General features: G+C 74.5%; 20 protein-coding genes. 12 read left to right on the plus strand and 8 right to left on the minus strand.

Translation table 11 applies throughout. The features are described 5' to 3' along the window. Positions 1–78: 78 nt before the first annotated feature. The 3 genes from LX15_RS10790 to LX15_RS10800 all read right to left on the minus strand — a co-directional run bounded on the left by LX15_RS10790 (position 79) and on the right by LX15_RS10800 (position 4,474). Entirely contained in the window at positions 79–1,470 is a 1,392-nt protein-coding gene (locus tag LX15_RS10790; RefSeq protein WP_253669417.1) for a GntP family permease, read from the minus strand. A gap of 83 nt (positions 1,471–1,553) precedes the next feature. Next, entirely contained in the window at positions 1,554–3,137 is a 1,584-nt protein-coding gene (locus LX15_RS10795; protein ID WP_253669380.1) for an N-acyl-D-amino-acid deacylase family protein, read from the minus strand. 23 nt (positions 3,138–3,160) lie between these two features. Continuing rightward, entirely contained in the window at positions 3,161–4,474 is a 1,314-nt protein-coding gene (locus LX15_RS10800; RefSeq protein WP_253669381.1) for an amino acid deaminase, read from the minus strand. A 131-nt stretch (positions 4,475–4,605) separates the two neighbouring features. Here LX15_RS10800 and LX15_RS10805 point away from each other — a divergent pair, with 131 nt between their 5' ends. The 4 genes from LX15_RS10805 (at position 4,606) to LX15_RS10820 (ending at position 7,569) form a co-directional block, all read left to right on the plus strand. After that, the gene (locus LX15_RS10805) at positions 4,606–5,622 is read left to right on the plus strand and encodes a sugar kinase (RefSeq protein WP_253669382.1); all 1,017 of its coding nucleotides are present in this window, start codon (positions 4,606–4,608) and stop codon (positions 5,620–5,622) included. Continuing rightward, complete coding sequence (locus LX15_RS10810) at positions 5,619–6,401, plus strand: IclR family transcriptional regulator (protein ID WP_253669383.1); 783 nt, start codon at positions 5,619–5,621, stop codon at positions 6,399–6,401. The genes LX15_RS10805 and LX15_RS10810 overlap by 4 nt, the downstream gene beginning before the upstream one ends. Continuing rightward, positions 6,401–6,784, plus strand: a complete 384-nt coding sequence (locus LX15_RS10815; RefSeq protein WP_253669384.1) for a RidA family protein — start codon at positions 6,401–6,403, stop codon at positions 6,782–6,784. The genes LX15_RS10810 and LX15_RS10815 overlap by 1 nt, the downstream gene beginning before the upstream one ends. A 134-nt stretch (positions 6,785–6,918) precedes the next feature. Continuing rightward, positions 6,919–7,569 carry a hypothetical protein gene (locus tag LX15_RS10820; protein WP_253669385.1) on the plus strand — a complete coding sequence of 217 codons (651 nt, stop codon included), beginning with the start codon at positions 6,919–6,921 and terminating at the stop codon, positions 7,567–7,569. Between the two features lie 272 nt (positions 7,570–7,841). On the opposite strand, the gene LX15_RS10825 is transcribed toward LX15_RS10820, so the two are convergent. After that, the gene (locus tag LX15_RS10825) at positions 7,842–8,186 is read right to left on the minus strand and encodes a DUF1844 domain-containing protein (RefSeq protein WP_253669418.1); all 345 of its coding nucleotides are present in this window, start codon (positions 8,184–8,186) and stop codon (positions 7,842–7,844) included. A gap of 231 nt (positions 8,187–8,417) precedes the next feature. Here LX15_RS10825 and infC point away from each other — a divergent pair, with 231 nt between their 5' ends. From infC to LX15_RS10845, 4 genes are all read left to right on the plus strand, one after another. Then, the gene (infC, locus tag LX15_RS10830; protein WP_253669386.1) at positions 8,418–9,041 is read left to right on the plus strand and encodes a translation initiation factor IF-3; all 624 of its coding nucleotides are present in this window, start codon (positions 8,418–8,420) and stop codon (positions 9,039–9,041) included. Positions 9,042–9,170: 129 nt separating this feature from the next. Beyond that, positions 9,171–9,365, plus strand: a complete 195-nt coding sequence (rpmI, locus tag LX15_RS10835; protein WP_253669387.1) for a 50S ribosomal protein L35 — start codon at positions 9,171–9,173, stop codon at positions 9,363–9,365. A 76-nt stretch (positions 9,366–9,441) separates the two neighbouring features. Further along, the gene (gene rplT / locus LX15_RS10840) at positions 9,442–9,813 is read left to right on the plus strand and encodes a 50S ribosomal protein L20 (protein WP_253669388.1); all 372 of its coding nucleotides are present in this window, start codon (positions 9,442–9,444) and stop codon (positions 9,811–9,813) included. Beyond that, positions 9,813–10,661: a TrmH family RNA methyltransferase gene (locus LX15_RS10845; protein ID WP_253669419.1), complete on the plus strand. Its 849-nt coding sequence runs from the start codon at positions 9,813–9,815 to the stop codon at positions 10,659–10,661. The genes rplT and LX15_RS10845 overlap by 1 nt, the downstream gene beginning before the upstream one ends. A 31-nt stretch (positions 10,662–10,692) precedes the next feature. Here LX15_RS10845 and LX15_RS10850 read toward each other — a convergent pair whose 3' ends face one another. The 3 genes from LX15_RS10850 to LX15_RS10860 all read right to left on the minus strand — a co-directional run bounded on the left by LX15_RS10850 (position 10,693) and on the right by LX15_RS10860 (position 16,761). Continuing rightward, positions 10,693–11,694: a zinc-dependent alcohol dehydrogenase family protein gene (locus tag LX15_RS10850; RefSeq protein ID WP_253669389.1), complete on the minus strand. Its 1,002-nt coding sequence runs from the start codon at positions 11,692–11,694 to the stop codon at positions 10,693–10,695. A 135-nt stretch (positions 11,695–11,829) separates the two neighbouring features. Next, positions 11,830–14,916: a hypothetical protein gene (locus LX15_RS10855; RefSeq protein WP_253669390.1), complete on the minus strand. Its 3,087-nt coding sequence runs from the start codon at positions 14,914–14,916 to the stop codon at positions 11,830–11,832. 48 nt (positions 14,917–14,964) lie between these two features. Continuing rightward, positions 14,965–16,761, minus strand: a complete 1,797-nt coding sequence (locus LX15_RS10860) for an HSP90 family protein (protein WP_253669391.1) — start codon at positions 16,759–16,761, stop codon at positions 14,965–14,967. A gap of 238 nt (positions 16,762–16,999) precedes the next feature. Here LX15_RS10860 and pheS point away from each other — a divergent pair, with 238 nt between their 5' ends. The 3 genes from pheS to LX15_RS10875 all read left to right on the plus strand — a co-directional run bounded on the left by pheS (position 17,000) and on the right by LX15_RS10875 (position 21,554). Next, a complete protein-coding gene (gene pheS / locus LX15_RS10865) occupies positions 17,000–18,067 on the plus strand; it encodes a phenylalanine--tRNA ligase subunit alpha (RefSeq protein ID WP_253669392.1) in 1,068 nt (355 codons plus the stop codon). Positions 18,068–18,070: 3 nt separating this feature from the next. Further along, on the plus strand, positions 18,071–20,557 hold the full coding sequence (gene pheT / locus LX15_RS10870; protein WP_253669393.1) for a phenylalanine--tRNA ligase subunit beta: 2,487 nt from the start codon (positions 18,071–18,073) through the stop codon (positions 20,555–20,557). 103 nt (positions 20,558–20,660) lie between these two features. Further along, positions 20,661–21,554: an alpha/beta fold hydrolase gene (locus tag LX15_RS10875; protein ID WP_253669394.1), complete on the plus strand. Its 894-nt coding sequence runs from the start codon at positions 20,661–20,663 to the stop codon at positions 21,552–21,554. A gap of 27 nt (positions 21,555–21,581) precedes the next feature. Here LX15_RS10875 and LX15_RS32390 read toward each other — a convergent pair whose 3' ends face one another. Further along, positions 21,582–21,704 carry a hypothetical protein gene (locus LX15_RS32390; RefSeq protein ID WP_301304350.1) on the minus strand — a complete coding sequence of 41 codons (123 nt, stop codon included), beginning with the start codon at positions 21,702–21,704 and terminating at the stop codon, positions 21,582–21,584. A 535-nt stretch (positions 21,705–22,239) separates the two neighbouring features. Here LX15_RS32390 and argC point away from each other — a divergent pair. Next, entirely contained in the window at positions 22,240–23,283 is a 1,044-nt protein-coding gene (argC, locus tag LX15_RS10880; protein ID WP_253669395.1) for an N-acetyl-gamma-glutamyl-phosphate reductase, read from the plus strand. Positions 23,284–23,355 lie beyond the last annotated feature (72 nt).

The following is a 23,355-nucleotide window of genomic DNA, read 5'->3' on the forward strand; positions in this document are numbered from 1 at the left end:
CACGAGTTCTCAGACCACGAGGCTCAGACGACGAGCCCCGACCACGGGCCCCAGACGACGAGGCTCAGACCACGAGGCTCAGACCACGAGGCTGAGCAGGCCCGCCACCGCGAAGCCGACCACGGACAGGATCGTCTCCAGGACGGTCCACGTCCGCAGCGTCTCCTTGACCGGGATGCCGAAGTACCGCGAGACGATCCAGAACCCGCCGTCGTTGACGTGCGAGGCGATGATCGACCCGGCGGCGATCGCCACGGCGACCAGCGCGAGCTGCGGCTGCGTGTACTGCCCGTCGGTCAGCAGCGGGCCGACGATCCCGCCGGTGGTCACGATCGCCACCGTGGCCGAGCCCTGGGCGACGCGCAGCGCGCAACTGATCACGTAGGCGAGCACGATGAGGGGCAGGCCGGCCGAGGACAGCGTGCCGGCCAGCGCCTTGCCGACCCCGGTGGCGGCCAGCACCGCTCCGAAGAACCCGCCGGCGCCCACGACGAGCAGGAGCATGCCCACCGGCCGCAGCGAGCGGGCGGCCAGGCCGCTGACCTCGGCCGTGGTCATGCCGCGGCGCAGGGCGAGCAACCAGATCGCGAGCAGCACCGCGATGGTCAGCGCGACCGCGGGGGAGCCGAGGAAGGTCAGCACGCCGAGCACCGCGGACCCCTTGGGCAGCGCCATCCCACCGAACGTGGCGCCCAGGATCAGCACCAGCGGGATGCCGATGATCGTGGCCACCAGGGCGAGCGGCGGCTCGGGCCGGTCCTCGGCCGCCGGGGCGGCGTCCCCGGCGCCCACCTCCTCCGGCACCGGCAGGTGCAGCCGCCGGCCGATCCAGGAGGAGAAGAGGACGCCGCCGACGAACCACGCGGGGATGCCGCAGGCCAGGCCCATGATGATGATCCAGCCCATGTCCACCTTGAGCAGGCCGGCCAGTGCGACCGGCCCGGGGTGGGGCGGCAGGAACGCGTGCGTGACCGACAGGCCGGCCAGCAGCGGCAGGCAGAAGAGCAGGATCGACCGCCCGCTGCGCCGCGCCGCCACGTACACCAGGGGCGCGAGCACGAAGATGCCGATGTCGAAGAACACCGGGATGCCGAAGACCAGACCGGACAACCCCATCGCGAGGGGCGCGCGCCGTTCGCCGAACGCGTGGAGCAGGCGCCGGGTGAGGACCTCGGCTCCGCCGGAGGCCTCCAGCACCGCGCCGAGCAGCGTGCCCAACCCGATGATCACGGTGACGTGCCCGAGGATGCCGCCGAAGCCGCCCTCCAGCAGCGACTCCTTGCCGCTCTGCGCGGAGCCGACGATCCGCTCCACCGGCAGGCCGGCGCCGAGCGCGACGAGCAGACCGGCGAGCAGCAGCGCGATGAACGGCTCGATCCTGACCTTGATGATCAGGAACAGCAGCAGGGCGATGCCGAGCGCGGACAGGGTCAGCAGCCCGGCCGTGTCCTGCCGCAACCACTCCAGCAATGCGGCCACGAGAGTCCTCCAGGGTAGGGGTGTCCGCGCCCACGGCCGGAACGCGGCGGGCGTGGGGAGAGCGGGGTGGCGGGTCAGCCGCGGCGGATCGAGCGGCCGGGCAGCGCGCCGGTCGGTCGGCCGTCGTCGACCACGGGCACCCCGTTGACCAGCACGTGGCGCACGCCGACGGCGGGGCGCCTCGGCTCGTCGAAGGTGGCGGTGTCCGTGATCGTGTCGGGGTCGAACAGGACGAGGTCGGCGGCGTGCCCGACGCGCACCAGGCCCCGGTCGCGCAGGCGGAGGCGGCGTGCGGGCCGCCCGGTCATGTGGGCGACGCACTCCTCCAGGCTCAACACCCCCAGCTCGCGCACATACCGCCCGAGGTAGCGCGGGAACGTCCCCCACGCGCGGGGGTGCGGGCGTTCGCCCACGAGCAGCCCGTCGCTGCCGACGGTGTGGGCGGGGTGGCGCATGATCGCCCGCACGTTGTCCTCGTGCCCGACGTGCATCAGGCAGGACGTGCCGAGGCGCTCGGCGACCAGCACGTCGAAGTACAGCTCCGCCGGCGGCCGGCCCGCCCGGCGCGCCGCCTCGGCGACGCTCAGCCCGACCAGGTGGCCGTGCTCGGCGCGGCGCACGCCGTTGATCTCGATGGTCTCCCAGTCGACGGGCACGCCGTGGCAGCCGTCCGAGCCGACCTCCTCCAGCTCGTGCCGGACGCGTTCCCTGGTCGCGGCGTCGGTGAGGCGGACCAGCGCGGCCTCGACCCCGCCCTCGGTCACCCAGCTCGGCAGCAACGCGGACAGGTAGGTCGCGCCGGGCAGGTACGGGTAGGTGTCCAGGGTGATGTCGCACCCTTCGGCCAACGCACTGTCCACAAGGGACAGGAGTTCGCCGGCCCTGCCCGCGTTGACCGGGAAGTTCATCGTGGCGTGCGCGAGGTGCAGCGGGCAGCCGGACCGCCGCGACACCTCGATCATCTCCGCGTAGGCGTCGAGCGCGCCCGCCCCGTAGCTGCGGTGGTGCGGGCTGTAGAACCCGCCGTGCGCCGCGACCACCTCGCACAGCGCGACCAGCTCGTCGGTGTCGGCGTACATCCCTGGCGTGTAGGTCAGGCCCGAGGACATGCCGACCGCGCCCTGGGCCAGTCCCTCGGCGAGCAGTCGGCGCATCGCGTCCAGCTCGTCGGCGGTGGCCGGGCGCGCCTCCCAGCCGAGGCACATCATCCGCAGCGTCCCCTGCGGCACGAGGTAGGCCGCGTTGACGGCCACCCCGCGGTCGAGCCGGTCCAGGTACTCGCCGACGGTGCGCCAGTCCCAGTCGAACCCGGGCGGGTCGTCGTTCCAGCCGGCGAGCTGCGCGCGAAGCTGGGCGAGCACGTCGTCGTCGACCGGCGCGTAGGACAGCCCGTCCTGGCCGAGGACCTCCAGCGTCACGCCCTGGGACACCTTCGCCAGGTGGTCGGGGTTGGCCAGGAGCTGGAGGTCGGAGTGGGAGTGCATGTCGATGAAGCCGGGCGCGAGCACGAGCCCGTCGGCGTCCACCACCCGCCGGCCGCCGAGCCGGCGGTCCCGGTCGACGGCCGCGATCCGGCCGTCCGCGACGCCGACGTCCGCGCGCACCGCCGGCGCGCCGGTCCCGTCGACGACGGTCGCGTCCCTGAAGACGATGTCCACGTGTCCGCCCTCCCCGCCGGCGCTCAGAAGTAGGTCCGGACCAGGTCGACGACGGTCTCGCCGTCCTCGTCGACGACCGGGACGAGCGGCCACTTGTCGAAGACCGTGCAGGGGTGCGACAGCCCGAGGCCCACCCAGTCCCCGACGGCCAGCTCGACCCCGGCGCCGACCTCCAGGAAGGCGTGCTGGTCGGCGAGCGCGGTGACCCGGCAGCCGGTGAGCGGTCGCTCCGGCCCGCCGGCCGGCCGCAGCGCCCGCGGTTCGGGCAGGTCCTGGTCGAACGAGACGTCCCTGCGGCCGAGGGTGAGCAACGCCAGCCCCGGCTCCGGTCGGGAGCAGACCTGCGCCCACGCCCGCAGCGCCGGACGGAACGGCGGTTCGCCGCCCGAGAGCCGGTGTTCCCTGCCGAACGGCGACAGTCGTCGGTACAGGCCGTCGTCGTGCGTGAGGTAGGCGCCGCTGCGCAGGACGGGCAGCACGTCGAGCCCGCCGGGCCACGGCTCGGTGAACGCGGCGGCGACCTGGTCGAAGTACGAGCTGCCTCCCGCGGAGACGAACACCCGGTCCAGCCCGGCGAAGTGCCCCGCCTCGGCGAGGAGCACGACCAGCTCGCGCAGCCGCCGCAGATAGGTGTCCACAGTGGACAGTGCATCCCCCGACGTCTCGTGGGCGAGCGCGCCCTCGTAGCCCGCGACACCCACCAGCCGCAACGCCGGGCTGGCCGCCACCGCCTCCGCGACCGCCACGCCCTCGGACACCTCGCGCACCCCGGAGCGGCCCCCGCTGGCGCCCAGCTCGACGGCCACGTCCACGGGCCGGCCCGACCGGCGGTCCGCCAGCGCCTCCGTCATCAGCTCCACGCCCCGCGTCGAGTCCACCCAGCAGACGAACTCGAAGTCCGGGTCGCGGTCCAGCTCGTCGGCGACCCAGCGCAGCGCGGCGGCGTCGACCAGCTCGTTGGCGAACACCACCCGGCTGACCCCGAACGCCCGGTACACGCGGAGCTGGCTCGCCGTCGCGGCCGTGATCGCCCACGCCCCCGCGTCGAGCTGGGCGGCGAAGAGCTGCGGCGCCATCGTGGTCTTGCCGTGTGGGGCCAGCGCGAGCCCGTGCCGGGCGCACCACTCCGCCATCGTGCGCAGGTTGTGCTCTAGCGCCGGTTTCCCGATCACCACGAGCGGGCCGACGAACCCGTCGGCGAACAGGCGGGGCCGGCGGGCGGCCAGCTCACCGACCGTGGCGCCGAACGCCGACGCGGGCATCCCCTTGAAGCGCCAGTCGATCCGCTCGGACCGGATCGCCGCGACCGCGGCCCGGTCGATGTTGGCCGGACGCACCGCCCACCTCCGCTCTGTTGCACGATGTGCAACGGCAGTTGCAAGATGTGATGCGGGGGTGTGTAGCATTCCCGCGGCCGCCCGGTCAACGACGTCGCGCTCGGTGGTGGGCCGTGCACGGAAGGGGACACATGGGGCAGTCCGGTGTGGACGGGAACAGGGTCGACCCCCGGGAGCGGGGCCGCGACCGGCGCGCGGACGTGGTCTGCCTCGGCGAGTCGCTGGCCGTGTTCGTCCCCGACGGTCACCAGGCGCGGCGCTACCTGCTCACCGTCGGCGGGGCCGAGTCCAACGTCGCCTGCCACCTGGCCAGGGCCGGCCTCCCGGTGCGCTGGGTCGGGGCGGTCGGCGCGGACGACCTCGGCGAGGCCGTGCTCGCCCACCTGCGTTCCTTCGGCGTGGACGTCACGGACGTGCGGATCGACCCCGAACGCCCGACCGGCCTCTACGTGAAGGAGCCGCACGCGGACGGCAGCCGGATGCGCTACTACCGCAGGGGCTCGGCCGCCTCCGCCCTCGGCCCCGACCTGCTCGCCGCGCTCGACCTGAGCGCCACCCGGCTGGTGCACCTCACCGGCATCACCGCCGCGCTGTCCCCGAGCTGCCACGCGCTGTCGCGCGCCGCGCTGGCCCCGCGCAGCGGCGGGCACCTGGTGTCGTTCGACGTCAACTGGCGTCCGGTGTTGTGGCGCGACCAGGATGCCCGGGTGCTGACCGAACTGGCCAACGCCGCCGACGTGGTGTTCGTGGGGGAGGACGAGGCCGAGGCCCTGTGGGGCACCGGCGACCCGGAACGCGTCCGCGAGCTGCTGCCCGCGCCGACCACCCTGGTGGTCAAACAGGGCGCCAGGGGCGCGACCCTCGTCGAGGGCGACGCGCTGGTGTTCCAGCCCGCGCTCGCCGTGGACGTCGTCGAACCCGTCGGGGCGGGGGACGCCTTCGCCGCCGGTTTCCTCGCCGCCACGCTCGCGGGCGCGGAGCCGACCCGTCGCCTGCGCGCCGGCCACCTGCTCGCCGCCGCCACCCTGTGCAGCCACGAGGACGTGGCCGAGCCCCTGCCCGCCGACCTGGTCGCCGACCTGCTCGCGGCCGACGAGACCACCTGGGCGGCCGCCCGCGTCACCAGGGAGGGGGTGACGGGCCGATGAGCCAGAGCCTCGACCGCGCGTTGACCATGCTCACCGAGCTGGCCGGCGGCCCCCGCACGCTCGACCAGCTCGCCGGCACCCTCGGCGTCCACAAGTCCACGGCGTTGCGCCTGCTCCGCACCCTGGAGTCGCACCGCTTCGTGCAGCGCGACGACGTCCGCCACTACCGCCTCGGCACGGCCATGTTCGACCTGGCCAACCAGGCGCTGGAGGAACGCGACGTGCGCCGCCTCGTCGAACCGCACCTGCGCGCCCTCAACGCCAGGACCGGGCACACCGTCCACCTCGCCAGCTACGAGGACGGCGAGGTCGTCTACATCGACAAGTACGACAGCCGACACCCGGTGCGCATGTACTCCCGGATCGGGCGACGCGCCGCCCTGCACTGCACCGCCGTGGCCAAGGTCCTGGTCGCCGCGCTGCCGGCCGCCGAGCGCCGCGCGATCGCCGCCTCGATCGACTACCCGAGGCTCACCGCGAACACGATCACCGACAGCCAGGGCTACCTCGACGAGCTGGAGCGGGTCCGCGAACAGGGCTACGCGGTCGACAACGCCGAGCACGAGGACTTCATCCACTGCCTCGGCGCGCCGATCCGAGGGGCGGGCGGCCGGGTGGTCGCCGCGGTGTCGCTGTCGGTGCCGCAGATGCTGCTCGACTTCGACGGCCTGATGGAGCTGCTGCCGGACCTGGTGCGCACCGCGGAGGCCGCCTCCGTCGAGTGCGGCTGGACCCCGACCCCCGGGCGCGTCCCGGGAACCACGAGGAAGGACGACTGATGGCCAAGACCGAGATCCGCACCGCCGACGCCCCGACGCCGGTCGCCAGGTTCACGCAGGGCGTGCGCAAGGGCAACATCCTCCAGGTGGCGGGGCAGGTGGCGTTCGACCCGGCGACCGGCGCGATCGTCGGGGACACCGTGGCGGAGCAGACCCGGCAGGCCCTGCGCAACGTCAACGCGGTGCTGGCCGCGGCCGACGCGAGCATGGACGACGTCGTGATGCTGCGCGTCTACCTGACCGACACCGCGCACTTCGCCGAGATGAACGAGGCGTACGGCGAGTTCGTCGCCGAGCCGTACCCCGCCCGCACCACCGTCTACGTCGGGCTGCCCGAGGGCCTGCTCGTCGAGATCGACGCGCTCGCCGTCGTCGGCGACTGACCCCGCGGCCGGCCGGCGCGCCGGGAACCGCCCGACCGCGTGCCAGCGGGTCGGGCGGTTCGTCTTTCCTCGCCAGTCGGCGCCGGGCCGCCAGGCCGTACGGTCGACCCAGGCGATGATCGTGGGGAGGCCGGATGAAGTGGTACGCCGACGATCCGGGCCGCAGGGCCAGGCAGCTCGCGGCGGACGTGTTCACGCTGCTGTGGATCGCGCTCTGGGTGGTGCTGGCCCTCCGGCTGCGCGACGACGTCCTGCGCCTGCGGGCGCCGGGCGACCGGATGGTCGACGCCGGGGCCAACCTGGAGGGGGCCTTCGGCGCCGCCGCCGAGCACGCCGCGCGCGTCCCGCTGCTCGGTGAGTCCCTGGCCAGGGCGTTCGGCAGGGGAGAGGCGGCGGGGACCCGGCTGGAGACCGCGGGGCACAGCCAGGTCGCGGCGGTGGAGACGACCGCCACCTGGCTCGCCGTCGTGGTGATCGTGGTCCCCGTGCTGATGCTGCTCCTGGTGTGGCTGCCGGCCCGGCTGCGGTACGCGCGGGAGGCGGCGGCGGTCCGCCAGCTCGCCGACCGGGGCGGCTTCGACGACGTGCTCGCGCTCCGCGCGCTGACCCGCCTGCCCGCCCGGCGTCTGGGCCGCTACGCCTCGGACCCGGCGACGGCGTGGCGTTCCGGCGATCCACACGCGGTCGCCGCGTTGGCGCAGGCCCAGCTCGACGCCCTGGGTCTGCGGCGTCGGCCGGGTGGCCCGCCCCCGCTGTCCGCCCCGACCGGCGCCGACCGACCCTGACCAACACCGTCGACACGGTCGACACGTTCGACACGTTCGACACGTTCGACACGGACCGGGGCTGGGCAGCGCTGACCGAGACGGACCGGGGCTGGCCAGCACCGACGCGCAGCGGCCAGCGCCGATCGACACCAGCCGGCACCGACCGGCACCGGCCGGCACCGACCGACAGCGGCCAGCGGTGATGCCCGAGACGAGAAGTCCCCCTCCTGCCGGGAGGAAAGAGCCTCCGGCGGGAGGGGGACCGTTGTTCGCTGGTCGGTGGTCCTGGGTCAGTAGACGGGGCCGGTGTACTTCTCGCCGGGTCCCTTGCCGGGCTCGTCCGGCACCGGGGAGGCCTCGCGGAACGCGCGCTGCACCGCCTGGAGACCCTCCCGCAGCGGCCCCGCGTGCGGCCCCAGGTACTCGGCCGAGGCGGTGACCAGGCCGGCGAGCGCGGTGATCAGCCGGCGCGCCTCGTCGAGGTCGCGGCGCTCGCTGGCGTCCGGGTCCTCGTCGGCCAGGCCCAGCTTCTCCGCCGCCGCGGACAGCAGCATCACGGCCGCCTTGCTGATGACCTCGACGCTCGGCACCTCGGCGAGCTCCCGGACGGGTTGCTGGTCGGACTCGGTTCGCATGGACTCGGACACGGCTGCTACCCTGTCACGAGCGACCAGCCCCCGCGCAGCCGGGGGCGGCCAAGTGGAGCCCCCGCTCCCACCCGAGCCACCGATCCAGGAGGCCGGGTCCGGTCCACCACCGGTCATCGTGCCGGTGATGGCGATGCGCGCGCCACCTGGCGCGGCGTCGAACGGTCGGAAGCGGGCCCCGTGCGTTCTCAGACGCCGGGGCTCTCGTCTTTCGCGGGAGTGGGTCCACCGCAGCACCGACCGAACCGAGGAGGCCCCATCAGCTCCGAGCCGCGCATCAACGACCGCATCCGGGTCCCGGAGGTCCGTCTCGTCGGACCGCAGGGTGAGCAGGTCGGGATCGTCCGCATCGAGGACGCGCTCCGACTCGCCCAGGAAGCGGACCTCGACCTCGTGGAGGTCGCCCCGCAGGCGCGCCCGCCGGTCTGCAAGCTCATGGACTACGGCAAGTTCAAGTACGAGAGCGCGCAGAAGGCCCGCGAGGCACGCCGGAACCAGCAGCTCACGGTGATCAAGGAGCAGAAGCTCCGACCGAAGATCGACACCCATGACTACGAGACGAAGAAGAAGGCCGTGGCCCGCTTCCTCGAGCATGGGAACAAGGTCAAGGTGACGATCATGTTCCGCGGCCGCGAGCAGTCCCGGCCGGAGCTCGGTTTCCGGCTCCTCCAGCGGCTTGCCGACGACGTCGCCGAGCTGGGGTTCGTGGAGGCCGCTCCCAAGCAGGACGGTCGAAACATGATCATGGTGCTCGCTCCGCACAAGAACGTGAAGCCGCAGCGCCCGAAGGCGGCGGCCAGCGCCGAGGAGGCCAGCACCGCCAGCACCACCGACGCGGAGTGAGCCGGGGACACCCCGGCTCACCCCCCTGACGGGCCGGTACGGCCGGCCCACACCGCCCGCGCCCGCGGGCGGTGGCATGAGGGGCCCGGCGTCGCCGCCGGGCCCCCGGAAGACCGACGAGGACGACGAATGCCGAAGAACAAGACGCACAGCGGGATGTCCAAGCGCATCAAGGTCAGCGGCAAGGGCAAGCTGCAGCACGAGCGCGCGAACCGCCGGCACCTGCTCGAGCACAAGCCGACGACCCGCACTCGGCGCCTTGCCGGCACCGACACCCTGGCCAAGCAGGACGTCGCGCGCGTCAAGAAGCTGCTCGGCCGCTGACGGCCGAAGGCCCTCCCAGACCTTCCTCCGCCAGGGCGGCTGATCGTCGCCCCCGAGACAACGACAGGACGGACCCGTGGCACGCGTCAAGCGGGCGGTCAACGCCCAGAAGAAGCGCCGCACTGTGCTCGAGCTGGCCAGCGGCTACCGGGGGCAGCGCTCCCGGCTGTACCGCAAGGCCAAGGAGCAGATGCTCCACTCGCTCAACTACGCCTACCGGGACCGCCGTGCCCGCAAGGGTGACTTCCGCCAGCTCTGGATCACGCGGATCAACGCCGCCGCGCGGCAGAACGGCATCACCTACAACCGGTTCATCCAGGGCCTGAAGGCCGCCGGCGTCGAGGTCGACCGCAAGATCCTCGCCGAGCTGGCCGTCAACGACCCGGCCGCGTTCACCGCGCTGGCCGACCTGGCCCGCAAGAGCCTGCCCACCGGGGACGCGGCCTGATCCGCGAGCAGCGCACCGGACGACCCGGGGACGGTCCGTTCACCGAGCGGACCCCCCGGGTCGCCGCCGCTCGGCACCTGACCCGCCGCGCCGGCCGGGACCGGGCGGGGCGCTTCCTCGCCGAGGGCGCCCAGGCCGTCAGGGAGGCCCTGGCCTGGGCCGCCGCCGGACGCGGGCGCGTGCACGAGTTGTTCGCCACCGAGGAGGCCGGCCAGCGCCACCCCGAGCTGCTGGCCGCCGCGCGGCGCGCCGGGGTCCCGGTGAGCACCGTGACCGAGCGGGCCGCCGCGGGGCTGTCGGAGACCGTGACCCCGCAGGGCCTGGTGGCGGTCTGCGACCCGGTGGACGTGCGGCTGTCCTCGGCCCTCGCCGGCCGGCCCCGGCTCGTCGCCGTGCTGGTCGGGGTGTCCGACCCCGGCAACGCCGGCACCGTGCTGCGCGTGGCGGACGCCGCCGGCGCCGACGCGGTGATCTTCGCCGGCGACGCGGTCGACCCACACAACGGCAAGTGCGTGCGGGCCACCACCGGCAGCCTGTTCCACCTCCCCGTGGTGCGCGGCCGGGACGTCGACGCCGTGTTCCACGCGTGCCGCGCCGCCGGGCTGCGGCTGGTGGCCGCCGACGGCCACGCCGAGACGGACCTGGACGCCGCCGAGGAGTTCGGCGACCTGCTGCGCCCCACCGCCTGGGTGTTCGGCAGCGAGGCGCACGGCCTGCCGGCCGAGGTGCTGGGCGCGGTCGACGAGGTGGTGCGCGTGCCGTTGTACGGCGCGGCCGAGAGCCTCAACCTCGCCACCGCGGCGGCGGTCTGCCTCTACACCAGCGCCCGCGCGCAGCGTCGCGGCTGACCAGGAGCTGGTCGGAGCCGGCCAGGAGCGGTCAGGCCGAGAGCAGGACCGCGGCGCCGGTGACGCGGTCCTCGGCGAGGTCGGCGAGCGCGTGGTCGGCCGCGCCGAGGTCGTAGGCGGTGGTGCGGACCCGGAGCGGGACCCGGGCGGCCAGCCCGAGGAACTCCGCCCCGTCGGCCCGGGTGTTGGCGGTGACGCTGCGCACCGTGCGCTCGCCGTACAGGTGGCGCTGGTAGTTCAACGGCGGGACGTCCGTCAGGTGGATGCCGGCCAGCACCAGCACCCCGCCCCAGTCCAGCGCCTCCAACGCGGGCGGGACCAGCTCCCCGGCCGGCGCGAACAGGATCGCCGCGTCCAGGGGCTCGGGTGGCCGGTCGGCGGCCCCGCCCGCCCAGGCGACGCCCAGGTCGAGCGCGAGTTCCCGCGCGTGGGGTGAGCGGGTGAACACGGACACGTGCGCGCCGGCGGCGAGCGCCACCTGGGCCGTGAGGTGCCCGCTCGCGCCGAAGCCGTAGATCCCGAGTCGTCCGCCGTCCGGCAGCTCCGCCCGCCGCAACGCGCGGTAGCCGATGATGCCCGCGCACAACAGCGGGGCCAGCTTCTCGTCCGGGTACCCCTCGGGCAGGCGGTAGGCGAAGTCCGCGGGGACGGTGGCGAACTCCGCGTACCCGCCGTCCTCGTCCCACCCCGTGTAGACGGAGTAGGGGCACAGGTTCTCCCGCCCGGCCAGGCAGTACCGGCACTCCCCGCAGGTCCCGCGCAGCCACGCGACGCCGACCCGCTCACCGAGGCTGAACCCGGTCACGGCCGCGCCGAGCGCCACGACCTCGCCGACGACCTCGTGGCCGGGCACCACGCCCGGCCGGTGCACCGGCAGGTCGCCCTCGGCCACGTGCAGGTCCGTCCGGCAGACCCCGCACGCGCGCACGCGCACCAACAGCTCGTCGTCGGCCGGGGCCGGCACCGGCCGGTGCTCCAGCACCATCGGCCATCCCCGCGCCGGCCCCGGTCGTCGGACCGACCACGCCCGCATCACGCGTCCATGAAACGCCGTCGGCCGTCGGGCAGCAGCCCGAGCCGGCGGGCACCGTCAGACAGTCAGGTGCGGTCGGTCGGACGGGTTCGGCCGGACGGTTCGTTCGGGCAGGCGGTTCGGTCGGCAGGCGGTTCAGTCGGACAGGCGGGCGGTCAGCTCGCGGACCACCGGGTCCGAGTCCACCGGCCGGCCCCGCTCGGACAACGCCCGGGTGAGCGTGTCGAGGACCCCGGCGACGGTGTCCTCGTCGGCCTCCTGGCTGAGCAGCGCCGCCGCCCGCCTCGCGTCCTGCTCGGCCTGGTCCGGCCGGCCCGCCGCGAGGTGGATGCGCCCGGCGCGGCCGGCGAGGAACGCCTGCCAGTCGGGGTCGCCGAGGTCGACGGCGAGCTGCTCGGCCTCCGCGTTGGCGGCCAGCGCCTCGTCGAACCGCTCGTGGCTGGCCAGCAGCGCGGCCCGGAAGCCGACGGCGTTGGCGTGCTCGGCCACGGCGCCGTCGGCGACGTTCCCGCCGCCGGCCCCGCCCGCGCCGGCCTCCCTGGTCAGCGCGACCGCCCTGTCCAGCGCCGCCGAGGCGGCGGCCAGGTCCGGCGTGACCGTCTGCGCGAGCCGGACCAGGGAGCCCGCGGCCGCCACCGGGTCGCCGACGCCCTCCCGCAGGTCGGCCGCGCGCCGGAACGCCTCGGCCGCGCCGTCCGGGTCGCCCGTCATCGTCCGGGCCCTGCCGAGGTTGTCGAGCACCGTGGCCAGCAGCCCCGGCTGGTTGTCGCCCATCCGTTCCGCGACGACGCCGAAGTGCTCCGCCGCCGCGGCGTGCTCGCCGAGCGCGCCGCAGGCGAAGCCCAGCCGGTAGCGGACGTTGAGCTCGAACTCCTCGTCGGGCCGTGGCCCGGCCAGCCGCAGGCCCTCCTCCAGCGTCTCGGCCGCCTCCAGGCTGCGCCCCTGGGACAGGTAGCCGCCGGCGAGGTAGAGGCAGGCCGTGGCGGCGGCCGCGGCCGGCAGGTGCCGCCGGGCCGAGGCCACGGTCGCGACCAGGTCGGGGACCCGGTCGCCGCCCCGGTCGAGGTGGTCGAGCAGGAAGGCGCGTTCCAGCAGCGCGAGCGCGTGCCACGGGCCGTCCACCGTGCCGGCGAACTCCGCGAACGCGTCCAGCGCGGTCAGGCCCTCCTCGATCCGGCCGCCGTCGAGCAGCAGGCGCGCCCGTGCGCGCAACGCGGCGTACCGCGTGGCGGCGGGCGCCGACTCGGCCAGGACCTGGTCGAGCAGCGCCAGCGCCGCCGCCCGGTCGCCCCGGTCGGCGAGCAGGCTGGCGCGTTCCACCCGCACCCACCCCAGTCGACGGGGCAGCCGGTCCCTGGCGACGCGTTCGGCGTGGTCGAGGTGCTCGGCCCTGCGCCGGCCGTTCCCGCCGTCGGACCCGTCGGCGTCGCCGGCGACCGCGTCGGGTTCGGAGCCCGACTCGGTGTCGGCCGTCTCCGACGGCTCGGGCGGGCCGGAACCGCTGGACTCCAGGTGCGACAGGACGTCGGCCACGGTCAGGTGGGCGGCGATCAGCGCGCTCGGGTCGTCCAGGACCTCCGCGTCCCGCAGCGCCCGTTCCGCCCTGGCCAGCGCGGAGGTGCTGGGATCGTGCGCGTCGAGCAGCCCGATCGCGCGGCACTCGAAGCGGATCGCCGAGACGTGCTCTCCCTCCGCGCGCAGCCGTTCGACCAGGCGCTCAAGCTCGGCGAGGATCTCGGCGCGCGGGGTCGCGGCCACCTCCCGCCACAGCCGGTGCGCGGCGACGCGCGCGGCCAACGCCGGGGGCAGCAGCGGGTCGAGGTCGGCGGGGAGTCGTTCGAGGAGGCGGGCGCCGTCGAACATCTCCCCCTCGTCCAGTGCCGCGACCGCGCGCTCGGCGAGCGTGACGGGGTCCGCGACGTCGGCGGTGTCGGCGGGGTTGGCGCCACCCGAACCAGAAGCCCCGACCGGCACGTCGGACGACGCGGCCGAGGAGTCCACCGACGAGTCCGCAGTGGAGCTATCTCTATCCACTGTGGACGCCAAACGATTGAAGTCCACAGTGGACGACGAGCCCACGGGAGCCCCCGGGACGGGGAGCTGGACCGGGATGACCTCCGTCGCGCCCAGGACGCGAGCGATCCGACGGCTCTGCGCGTCGGTGCCGTTGCGGGCGTCGAACCGCGCGGCCAGGTCCCACGCCGTCCGCTCCAGCTCCTCCCGCAACTCCTCGCCGGACACCGTGCGCGCGGCGCTCCCGGACGTCGACGGCAGCGTGAACTCGATCCGCCGCCGCTCGGACAGGGGGACCCGGCTCAGCAGCAACGCCGCGTTGGCCGCGAAGGACATCGCGTTCCGGGGCGTCGGCGGGTCGGTGACCATGTCGAGGTGCCGGCGCAGGAGGTGCAGGCCCCGCTCGACGTTGTCCGTCACCGCGCAGAACCACAGGTGGTGGTAGATCGAGGTGCGCCCCCGCGCCACGTCGCGCTCGGCGCGGTAGGACACCAGGTGCGCGTGGGCGGCGAAGTCGGTCCGCCCGGTCGCCAGCAGCGCCGGCAACAACGCCGTCAGCACGCCGTGCGGTTGCTCCCGGCACGTCGTCTCGCCGGACAGCACCGGCTCGGCGTGCCGCACGGCCTCCTCGAACCGCTCCCGCCGCACGAGGTGGTCGACCTGGGCCTCCACCACGCAGGCCGCGCAGTTGCTCATCCGGTCCGGCTCGGCGGCCAGCCAGGCGGCGTAGTGCCGGTCCTCGGCCTCCTCGTCGCCCACGTGGGCCGCCACCGACACCCGGATGCCGTGCACGGGGTGCGCGGAGAACCCCTGCCGCTGGTAGTGCGCGGCCAGGTCGTCCACCAGCGCCTCGACCTGCCGGAGGCCGAACCGGGGGTCGTCCACGAGCGCCCCCGGCAGCCACTTGTGCTGCCAGTTCAGCCAGTGCGTCATCGACTCGTCGAACGCCTCGGGCGTCCGCCGCTCCGCGTTCCTGCACCACGCGAACGGCGCGAGCATCAGGTCGTTGCGGCGCAGCTCGGAGTAGGCGTCCACCAGCTCCAGCCTGGCGAGCACACCGAGCTGGACGTCGCCGGCGGCGTCGGCCAGCCGGGCGGCGCGCTCCAGCAGCTCGCACCGCGCGTCGCCGACCGGCATGCTCATCGCCTCGCCGATGAGTTGGCGCACGCGCTCCCGTTCGGCGGTGGACGCGTCGAAGTCGTCGGTCACCTCAGGTCGGCCCTTCCGGATCGTCGGGTCGCTCGCGCCGGTCCGCCGTCAGCCCCGGACGGCGCGGTCGAGCAACGCGAGGAACGAGTGGTTCAGCGCCGCGGTCTCCCTGGGGCGCAGCGGCCGCCGGGACTGGAGCACGGCGTGCACGTACAGCGACTCCACCACCAGCTCGGCCAGGGAGTCCCCGGCGAGGGCCGGCAGCCGCTGCGCGAGCGGGTTGCGGGCGTTGAGCACGAGCCGCTGGCCGGCCGTCGGCTCGTCGTCGACCAACCGCTCCAGCAGGTCGGCCCACAGCGGGTCGCTGTCCTGCCGCGCCTGCTCGGCGTCCTGCCGCCGCTGGCCGGCGGGGTCGCTGATCAGGAGGGCCGGCAGCGACACCGGGTCGAACTCGCGCAGCACGGGCGCGCAGTCGTGCCGGGCCAACACCTTCTCGGCGACCGAGAGCACCGGGGCGAAGCCCGCCGCCACCCCCGGCGCGGGGGAGTCCAGCGCGGCCAGCAGCTCCGTGGGCTCCACCCGGCGCGCCACGGCCGAGCCCTCCAGTTCGCCGAGGCGGCGGACCAGCTCGGTGTCGTAGGCGTAGCCCGCGTTCACCAGGCCGATGCCCTGGGCCTCGGCCACCGGCGCGAGCTGGCGGAACTCGTCGGCGTCCGGGGTGTACAGGAGCGTGGGGTAGCGCCGCCGGAACTGCCGCAGCGGCATGATGCCCTCGGTGGTCTCGAACGGCAGCCACCGCTCGGCCAGCCGCAGCATCTCGTCGTCCACCAGCGCCACGGACTTGATCCCCAGGTGGTGCGTGGCGAGCAGCTCCGCCGCCTGGTCCGGCCGCGTCGCCCCCAGCCGCACGATCCAGTCCCGCAGCGACGCGCCGAGCTGGTCCCTGACCGCCAGCAGCGTCTCGTCCTCGTACAGGGCCTCCCGGCTGGCGGTGGGGCGCAGCGTCTCCGTGTTCACCACGCACCGCGCGAAGTAGGCCCAGTCGGGCAGCAGCCCCTCCACCGCCGTCCCGACCAACATCCGCTTCAGGTAGACGCGGTGCGCCTGCCGGTTGCCGGGATGGGCGCCGCCGGGCAGCACGAACACCGCGCCCGTGAGCCCGGCCGCCGGCGCCGACACCGGCAGCACGCCGAACGGGCGGAAGCCGAGCGTCGCCTCGCAGTAGTCGGCCAGCCGGGCCTCGTGCTCCTCGGGGGACTCGTCGGCCCGCCGCAGCCACGGCAGCTCGCCCAGGGTGACCCGCTGGTCGCCGCCGGGGCCCCGCACGTCCACCGCGACCGGCAGCAGCGCGCCGAACTCCTCGGCCAGGGCCGTCACCACGTCCCGGCACAGCCAGTGCTCGGCGTCCGGCCGGGGCACCAGCTCCACGGTCGTGCCCACCTCGGCCGTGGCCGTGTCGTCGACCTCCACCGAGTAGCTGCCGGACGCGTCGGCCACCCAGCGGACGGCGGGGCCGCCCCTGGCCGACCGGGTGGTCAGCTCGACCCGCTCCGCCACCAGGAAGCAGGAGAGCATGCCCACCCCGAACTGGCCGAGGAACCCCTGGCGGGTGAAGCCCAGCTCGTCCCGCTTGGAGGTGCCGCCCAGGGTGGACAGCAGCGAGTGGACCTCGGCCTCGGTCAGGCCGATCCCGCTGTCGGTGATCCGCAGCCGGCCGGTGCCCGTGGTCTCGGCGGGTTCGACCACCACGGTGGCCGGGCAGTCGGGGTCGACCTCCCGGCGCGCGGTGATGGCGTCGACCGCGTTCTGTAGCAGCTCCCGCACGTAGACCCGGGGGCTGCTGTAGAGGTGGTGGCTCAACAGGTCGATGACGCCACGCAGGTTGACGCCGAAGGTGTGGGTCAAGGTGCAACCTCAGGGGTGATCGGACCGTCGGTGCGAGATCAACGGGGGCGAGGTTACTGCGTCACCCGGACAGTGACGCCAGCCGATTCACGTCCCCGTCACCGTGGGTGACGATCCCGTGCGCCAACTGCGTCAATCCCACTCGGACCGATCACATAGGATCGGTCTGTTGCGCGTGGCCCTCGGGCCGCGACGACGTGTAGTGGCCGTCACGGACCCCGGGAGCTGTCCACCAACCATGTCCGGAGCCAACGACCCGTACGACCCCAAGGAGGTCGCGGCGCTCGCGCCGGAGGCCTTGCAGGACGCCGTCGAGCGGGCGAGGGCGGCGTTCGCCGCCGCCGCCGACCTCGACGCGTTGGCCACTGCCAAGCCGGCGCACCTCGGCGAGCGGTCGCCGCTGCTGACCGCCCGCAGGGAGATCGGCGCGCTGCCCCCGGCGGCGCGGTCCGAGGCCGGCAAGCGCGTCAACGAGGCCCGCGCCGCGATCCAGTCCGCCTTCGACGAGCGGCGCGCGGCCCTCCAGGCCGAGCGCGACGAGCGCGTGCTGCGCGAGGAGGCCGTCGACGTCACGCTGCCGTGGGACCGCGTCCCGCTCGGCGCGCGCCACCCGGTCAGCCAGCTCGCCGACCACGTCGCCGACGTGTTCGTGGCCATGGGCTACGAGGTGGCCGAGGGGCCGGAGCTGGAGACCGAGTGGTTCAACTTCGACGCGTTGAACTTCGGCAAGGACCACCCGGCCCGCACCATGCAGGACACGTTCTACGTGGCGCCGAAGGAATCCGGCCTCCTCCTGCGCACCCACACCTCGCCGGTGCAGATCCGGTCGCTGCTCGACCGCGACCTGCCGGTGTACGTGGTCTGTCCCGGCCGGACGTTCCGCACCGACGAGCTGGACGCCACCCACACCCCGGTCTTCCACCAGGTGGAGGGCCTCGCCGTGGACAAGGGCATCACCATGGGGCACCTCAAGGGCACCCTGGACGCCTTCGCCCGCGCCATGTTCGGGGAGCAGTCGCGGACCAGGCTGCGGCCGTCGTACTTCCCGTTCACCGAGCCGTCGGCCGAGGTGGACGTGTGGTTCCCCGAGAAGAAGGGCGGCCCCGGCTGGGTCGAGTGGGGCGGCTGCGGCATGACCCACCCGAACGTGCTGCGCGCCTGCGGCATCGACCCCGACGTCTACTCCGGCTTCGCCTTCGGCATGGGCCTGGAGCGCACCCTCCAGTTCCGCAACGGCATCCCGGACATGCGGGACATGGTCGAGGGCGACGTCCGCTTCACCCTGCCCTTCGGAACGGAGGCCTGAGTCGTGCGCATCCCCGTTTCCTGGCTGGGGACCCATCTCCAGCTTCCGGAGGACGTCACCGCGCAGCAGCTCGCCGACGCGTTCGTGCGCATCGGCCTGGAGGTCGAGGGCGTGCACCCGGTCGGCCCGGTCACCGGGCCGCTGGTGGTCGCCAGGGTCGCCGAGATCGAGGAGCTGACCGGCTTCAAGAAGCCGATCCGGTTCTGCCGGGTCGAGGTCGGCCCGGACGGCGCCGACGACTCGCGCGGCATCGTCTGCGGCGCCACCAACTTCCGCGAGGGCGACCTCGTGGTCGTCGCCCTGCCCGGCGCGGTGCTGCCCGGCGACTTCAAGATCGCCTCGCGCAAGACCTACGGTCGGATCAGCGATGGCATGATCTGCTCCGCGAGGGAGCTGGGCCTAGGCGACGAGCATGCCGGCATCCTGGTGCTGCCCACCGGCACCGCCGGTCCCGGCGACGACGCCACCGAGCTGCTGGGCCTGGACGACAGCGTCATCGAGCTGTCGATCACCCCCGACCGGGGCTACTGCTTCTCCGTGCGCGGCCTGGCCCGCGAGCTGGCCTGCGCGCTGGACCTGCCCTACGGCGACCCCGCCGCGATCGAGGTGCCCGAGGCCGACGGCGACGCCCACCAGGTCAGGGTGGAGGACCCGGTCGGCTGCCGCCGGTTCGTGATGCGCCGGGTGTGCGAGGTCGACCCGACCGCGCCCACCCCGTGGTGGATGCGCCGCCGGCTCATGCTGGCCGGCATCCGGTCGATCTCGCTCGCGGTCGACGTCACCAACTACGTGATGCTGGAGACCGGCCAGCCGCTGCACGCCTTCGACGCCAACCTCGTCAAGGGCGAGCTGGTCGTGCGCAGGGCCGTGGCGGGGGAGAAGCTGACCACCCTGGACGGTGTCGAGCGCGTGCTCGACCCGGACGACCTGGTGATCTGCGACGACACCGGCCCGGTGTCGCTGGCCGGCACCATGGGCGGGGCCAGCACCGAGATCGGCTCGGACAGCACCGAGGTGCTGCTGGAGGCGGCCACCTGGGAGCCGGCCACGATCGCCAGGATGGTCCGCCGGCACAAGCTGCCCAGCGAGGCGGCGAAGCGCTTCGAGCGCGGCGTCGACCCGGCGCTGCCGCCGGCCGCCGCCGAGATGGCCGCCCAGCTCCTGGTCCGCTACGGCGACGGCCGGTTCGGCAGGGGCCGCACCGACGTCGGTGAGGTGCCGGCGCCCACCCCGATCACCATGCCGCTGGCCCTGCCCGACCGGGTGGCCGGCGTGCGGTACGAGCGGGGCGCGACCGCGCGTCGGCTCGGCCAGATCGGGTGCCGGATGGAGCTGACCACCGCCGACGACGGCACCGCGCTGGTCACCGCGATCCCGCCGAGCTGGCGGCCCGACCTCACCCAGCCCGCCGACCTCGTCGAGGAGGTGCTGCGGCTGGAGGGGTACGACACGATCCCGTCCACGCTGCCGCCGGCCCCGGCCGGCAGGGGGCTGACCGAGGCCCAGCGCCGCCGCCGCGCGGTCGCCCGCGCCCTGGCCAACGCCGGGTACGTCGAGGTGCTGCCCTTCCCGTTCACCGGCCCCGGCGTCTGGGACGCCTTCGGCCTGCCCGCCGACGACGTGCGGCGCAGGACGGCGAAGGTGCTCAACCCGATGGAGCCGGAGAAGGCCGAGCTGACCACCACCCTGCTGCCCGGCCTGCTGGAGGCGTTGCAGCGCAACGTCGCCAGGGGCCAGCGCGACGTGGCCCTGTTCCACATCGGCCAGGTCGTGCTGCCGCGCGCCCAGCAGGTGCCGGTCCCCGACGTGGGTGTCGCGGGGCGGCCCTCCGACGAGGAGCTGGCCAGCCTGGACGCGGCGCTGCCGCGGCAGCCCACGCACGTGGCAGTGGTGCTGGCGGGCAACCGCGAGCAGGCCGGCTGGTGGGGCAAGGGCCGCGCGGCGAGCTGGGCGGACGCGGTCGAGGCCGCGCGCGTGGTCGCCGGCACCGCCGGGGTGGAGCTGAGGGTCGTCTCGGGCGACCTGGCGCCGTGGCACCCTGGCCGGTGCGCGGAGCTGCGGGTGGGCGACGCCCCGGTGGGGCACGCCGGCGAGCTGCACCCCAAGGTCGTGGAGGCGCTCGGGCTGCCGCCGCGCACCTGCGCGATGGAACTCGACCTGGACCTGCTGCCGCTGGTGGAGCGCCGTCCCGCTCCGGTGGTGTCGCCGTACCCGCCGGTGCTGCTGGACATCGCGCTGGTGCTGGACGAGGGGGTACCGGTCGCCGAGGTCGCGGACGCGGTGCGCTCGGGTGGCGGTGCGCTGTTGGAGGACGTCCGGCTGTTCGACGTCTACCAGAGCGAGCAGCTCGGGGAGGGCAAGCGGTCGCTCGCGTTCGCGCTGCGGTTCCGCGCCCCCGACCGGACGCTGACCGTCGAGGAGGCGACCGAGGCCAGGGACGCGGCCGTCGCCGCCGCGTCGGAGCGCTTCGGCGCCACGCTGCGCGCCTGAGCCTGACGGCCCGCACGCCAACACCACGGGACGCCCCCGACCCCTCAGGGTCGGGGGCGTCTCTCGTGAGGTGCGACGCCCCGCGCGGGCTTACGGTCGTGCCGTGACCTCGCCTGGTGACAGCGTCGTGGGCACGCGGGTGGGCGGTTTCGCGGTGCGGGACCACGGGGGGAGCGGTCCCACCGCCCTGCTCCTGCACGGCAGCGGGCACAACCTGGAGGCGTGGGAGCCGTTCGTCGCGCGGGTGCGGGACCGCCTGCGGCTGGTGGCCGTGGACCTGCGGGGGCACGGCCGGACGATGCTGGAGTCCTCGGACGCCGAGCAGTACTGGCGGGACATCGGCCCGCTCGTGGCCGGGCTCGGCCTGCGGCGCCCCGTCCTGGTCGGTCACTCGCTGGGCGGGTACGCGGCGACCGCCTTTGCCGCGTCCGGGGGCGCGTGCGCGGCGGTCGTCGCCGTCGACGGTTTCGTCCCGGACCCGCGGGAGCGGGTCGAGCAGGAGACCGCCCTGCGCGACCAGGCGGAGTGGGAGCGGTCGCTGTGGGAGGCCTTCCGCTACGGGTGGCGGGCCAGCGAGGCCGAGCTGGCGGAGCACCTGCGTTCGCGGCCCGACCCGCTCGGGCTGTACCAGGGGGTCGATCCGGCGGCCGTGACCGCGCTCCTGCGGCGGTCGTTCGTCCCGGACGGGGCTGGCGGCTGGCTGCGCCGGCCGACGATGGACGAGATCCGCCGGCTCAGCAGGGCCCCGGAGGGGGAGATCTACCCGTCGGTGGAGGTCTACGACCGGGTCACGGTCCCGATGCTGCTGGTCATGGCCTCGCAGGGGTTCTACTGGACCCGGTACGAGCAGATGGCGCGGGTCGCGGCGGCCGGCGGCAACCGCCGGCTCGTCACCGTGGAGGGCGGGCACAACCTCGTCATGCAGCAGCCGGAGCGGCTCGCCGAGGTCGTCGTCGACTTCGTGTCGTCGCTGCCGGCGCTGGTGTCCGAGGACTGAGCCGACCTCACCCCGCTCCGGCTCCCGTCACACCCTGAGCCGATCCTTGATGCGGGAGACCGCGTTCTGGAGTGCGGTCGGCTCGTGGGTCACCTTCTCCTCGTCCCACCGCACGGCGTTGAGCGCGGCTCGGCGAACGAAGGCGGACATGGCCAGTCCTGCCGCCCCCCGCCCACTGCGGTCGGCCACGACGCGGAGCTGGTGCCCGTTGGGCGATCTCCTCGGCCTCGCCCGGATCGGATCTGACGGAGACGACCCGGGACCACCTCCCCGGCGTCCGCACCTCGACCGGCTCAGCGAAGAGATCGGGGTCGTTCCGGTGTGTGGAGTAGTACTTGGCGGCCTCGGCGTCGGTCATGTCCTCGGGCCGCCTGCCCGTGTCACACCTCCCGAGCCGTGATCGGACGAGTCGGGCGAGAGGCGGAGGAGCAGGCCACCACGGGCCGACGAGTCTTCCGCCGTGTGTCACCGCACGGATGAGGTAGTCGCCTGACCTGTCCTTCTTGTTCCGTCTCGCCAGCACTCGGCCCTTGATCGCCATCTCGATCTCCGTCGTCGACACGCCGTGCCGAGTCGGGGGAACTCGTTGCCCGTGGGGTGGGGCGAGCGCGCTGGCAGATCTCGAACGGGTGACGCACCTCGCATGGGTTTGTAAGACTTTGCATGGGCGTGCATACTTATGCGCATGACGGTTCGGGTGACGGTCGCCGGGGCGAGCGGGTACGCGGGTGGCGAGGTGCTGCGCCTCCTGCTCGCGCACCCCGAGGTGGAGATCGGCGCGGTGACGGCGGGCGGCAGCGCGGGCACGCCGCTCGGGCGGCACCAGCCGCACCTGCTGCCGCTGGCCGACCGGGTCCTGGCCGACACCACCGCCGACCAGTTGGCCGGCCACGACGTCGTCTTCCTCGCGCTGCCGCACGGCCACTCGGCCGCGCTGGCCGCCCAGCTCGGCGACGACGTGCTGGTCGTCGACTGCGGCGCCGACTTCCGGCTCACCGACGCCGACGCCTGGCGGCGCTACTACGGCGGGGAGCACGCCGGGAGCTGGCCCTACGGCCTGCCCGAGCTGCCCCTGGCGGGTGGCGGTCGGCAGCGGGAGGCGCTGCGGGGAGCCCGGCGGATCGCCGTTCCCGGCTGCTACCCGACCGCCGCGTCGCTGGCGCTCGCCCCGGCGCTGGCCGCCGGCCTGGTCGCCCCGGACGTCGTGGTCGTCGCGGTGTCCGGCACCTCCGGCGCGGGCCGCTCCCTGAAGCCGAACCTCCTCGGGTCCGAGGTCATGGGCTCGGCGAGCGCCTACGGCGTCGGCGGCGTGCACCGGCACACCCCGGAGATCGCGCAGAACCTCGCCGCCGCCGGTGGCGCGCCGGTGACCGTGTCCTTCACGCCGGTGCTCGCCCCGATGCCGCGCGGCATCCTCGCGACCTGCACGGCCCCGCTGCTCGCCGACGCCGACCCCGAGGCGGCGCGCAAGGTCTACGCCGACGCCTACGCCGACGAGCCGTTCGTCCACCTGCTGCCCGAGGGCGTGTGGCCGACCACGGCGGCGACCCTCGGCGCGAACGCCGTGCACCTCCAGGTCGCCGTCGACGCCGACGCCCGCCGTCTGGTCGTGGTCGCCGCGGAGGACAACCTGACCAAGGGCACCGCCGGCGCCGCCGTGCAGTGCATGAACATCGCCCTCGACCTGCCGGAGACCACCGGCCTGTCCACCGTGGGAGTCGCCCCGTGAGCGCGCAGCCCGTCGCCGACCCGACCACCGACGCCACCGTGGCCACCGAGTCCACTGTGTCCACTGTGTCCA

Source organism: Streptoalloteichus tenebrarius (assembly GCF_024171885.1).
Taxonomy (GTDB): domain Bacteria; phylum Actinomycetota; class Actinomycetes; order Mycobacteriales; family Pseudonocardiaceae; genus Streptoalloteichus; species Streptoalloteichus tenebrarius.

What these genes read in the sequence shown, in the direction of transcription:
- LX15_RS10805 (WP_253669382.1), top strand. Translation starts at nt 4,606, where the DNA reads ATGGGGCAGTCCGGTGTGGACGGGAACAGGGTCGACCCCCGGGAGCGG.
- LX15_RS10810 (WP_253669383.1), top strand. Translation starts at nt 5,619, where the DNA reads ATGAGCCAGAGCCTCGACCGCGCGTTGACCATGCTCACCGAGCTGGCC.
- LX15_RS10815 (WP_253669384.1), top strand. Translation starts at nt 6,401, where the DNA reads ATGGCCAAGACCGAGATCCGCACCGCCGACGCCCCGACGCCGGTCGCC.
- LX15_RS10820 (WP_253669385.1), top strand. Translation starts at nt 6,919, where the DNA reads ATGAAGTGGTACGCCGACGATCCGGGCCGCAGGGCCAGGCAGCTCGCG.
- LX15_RS10825 (WP_253669418.1), bottom strand. Translation starts at nt 8,186, where the DNA reads ATGCGAACCGAGTCCGACCAGCAACCCGTCCGGGAGCTCGCCGAGGTG.
- rpmI (WP_253669387.1), top strand. Translation starts at nt 9,171, where the DNA reads ATGCCGAAGAACAAGACGCACAGCGGGATGTCCAAGCGCATCAAGGTC.
- LX15_RS10850 (WP_253669389.1), bottom strand. Translation starts at nt 11,694, where the DNA reads ATGCGGGCGTGGTCGGTCCGACGACCGGGGCCGGCGCGGGGATGGCCG.
- pheS (WP_253669392.1), top strand. Translation starts at nt 17,000, where the DNA reads ATGTCCGGAGCCAACGACCCGTACGACCCCAAGGAGGTCGCGGCGCTC.
- LX15_RS32390 (WP_301304350.1), bottom strand. Translation starts at nt 21,704, where the DNA reads ATGTCCGCCTTCGTTCGCCGAGCCGCGCTCAACGCCGTGCGGTGGGAC.
- argC (WP_253669395.1), top strand. Translation starts at nt 22,240, where the DNA reads ATGACGGTTCGGGTGACGGTCGCCGGGGCGAGCGGGTACGCGGGTGGC.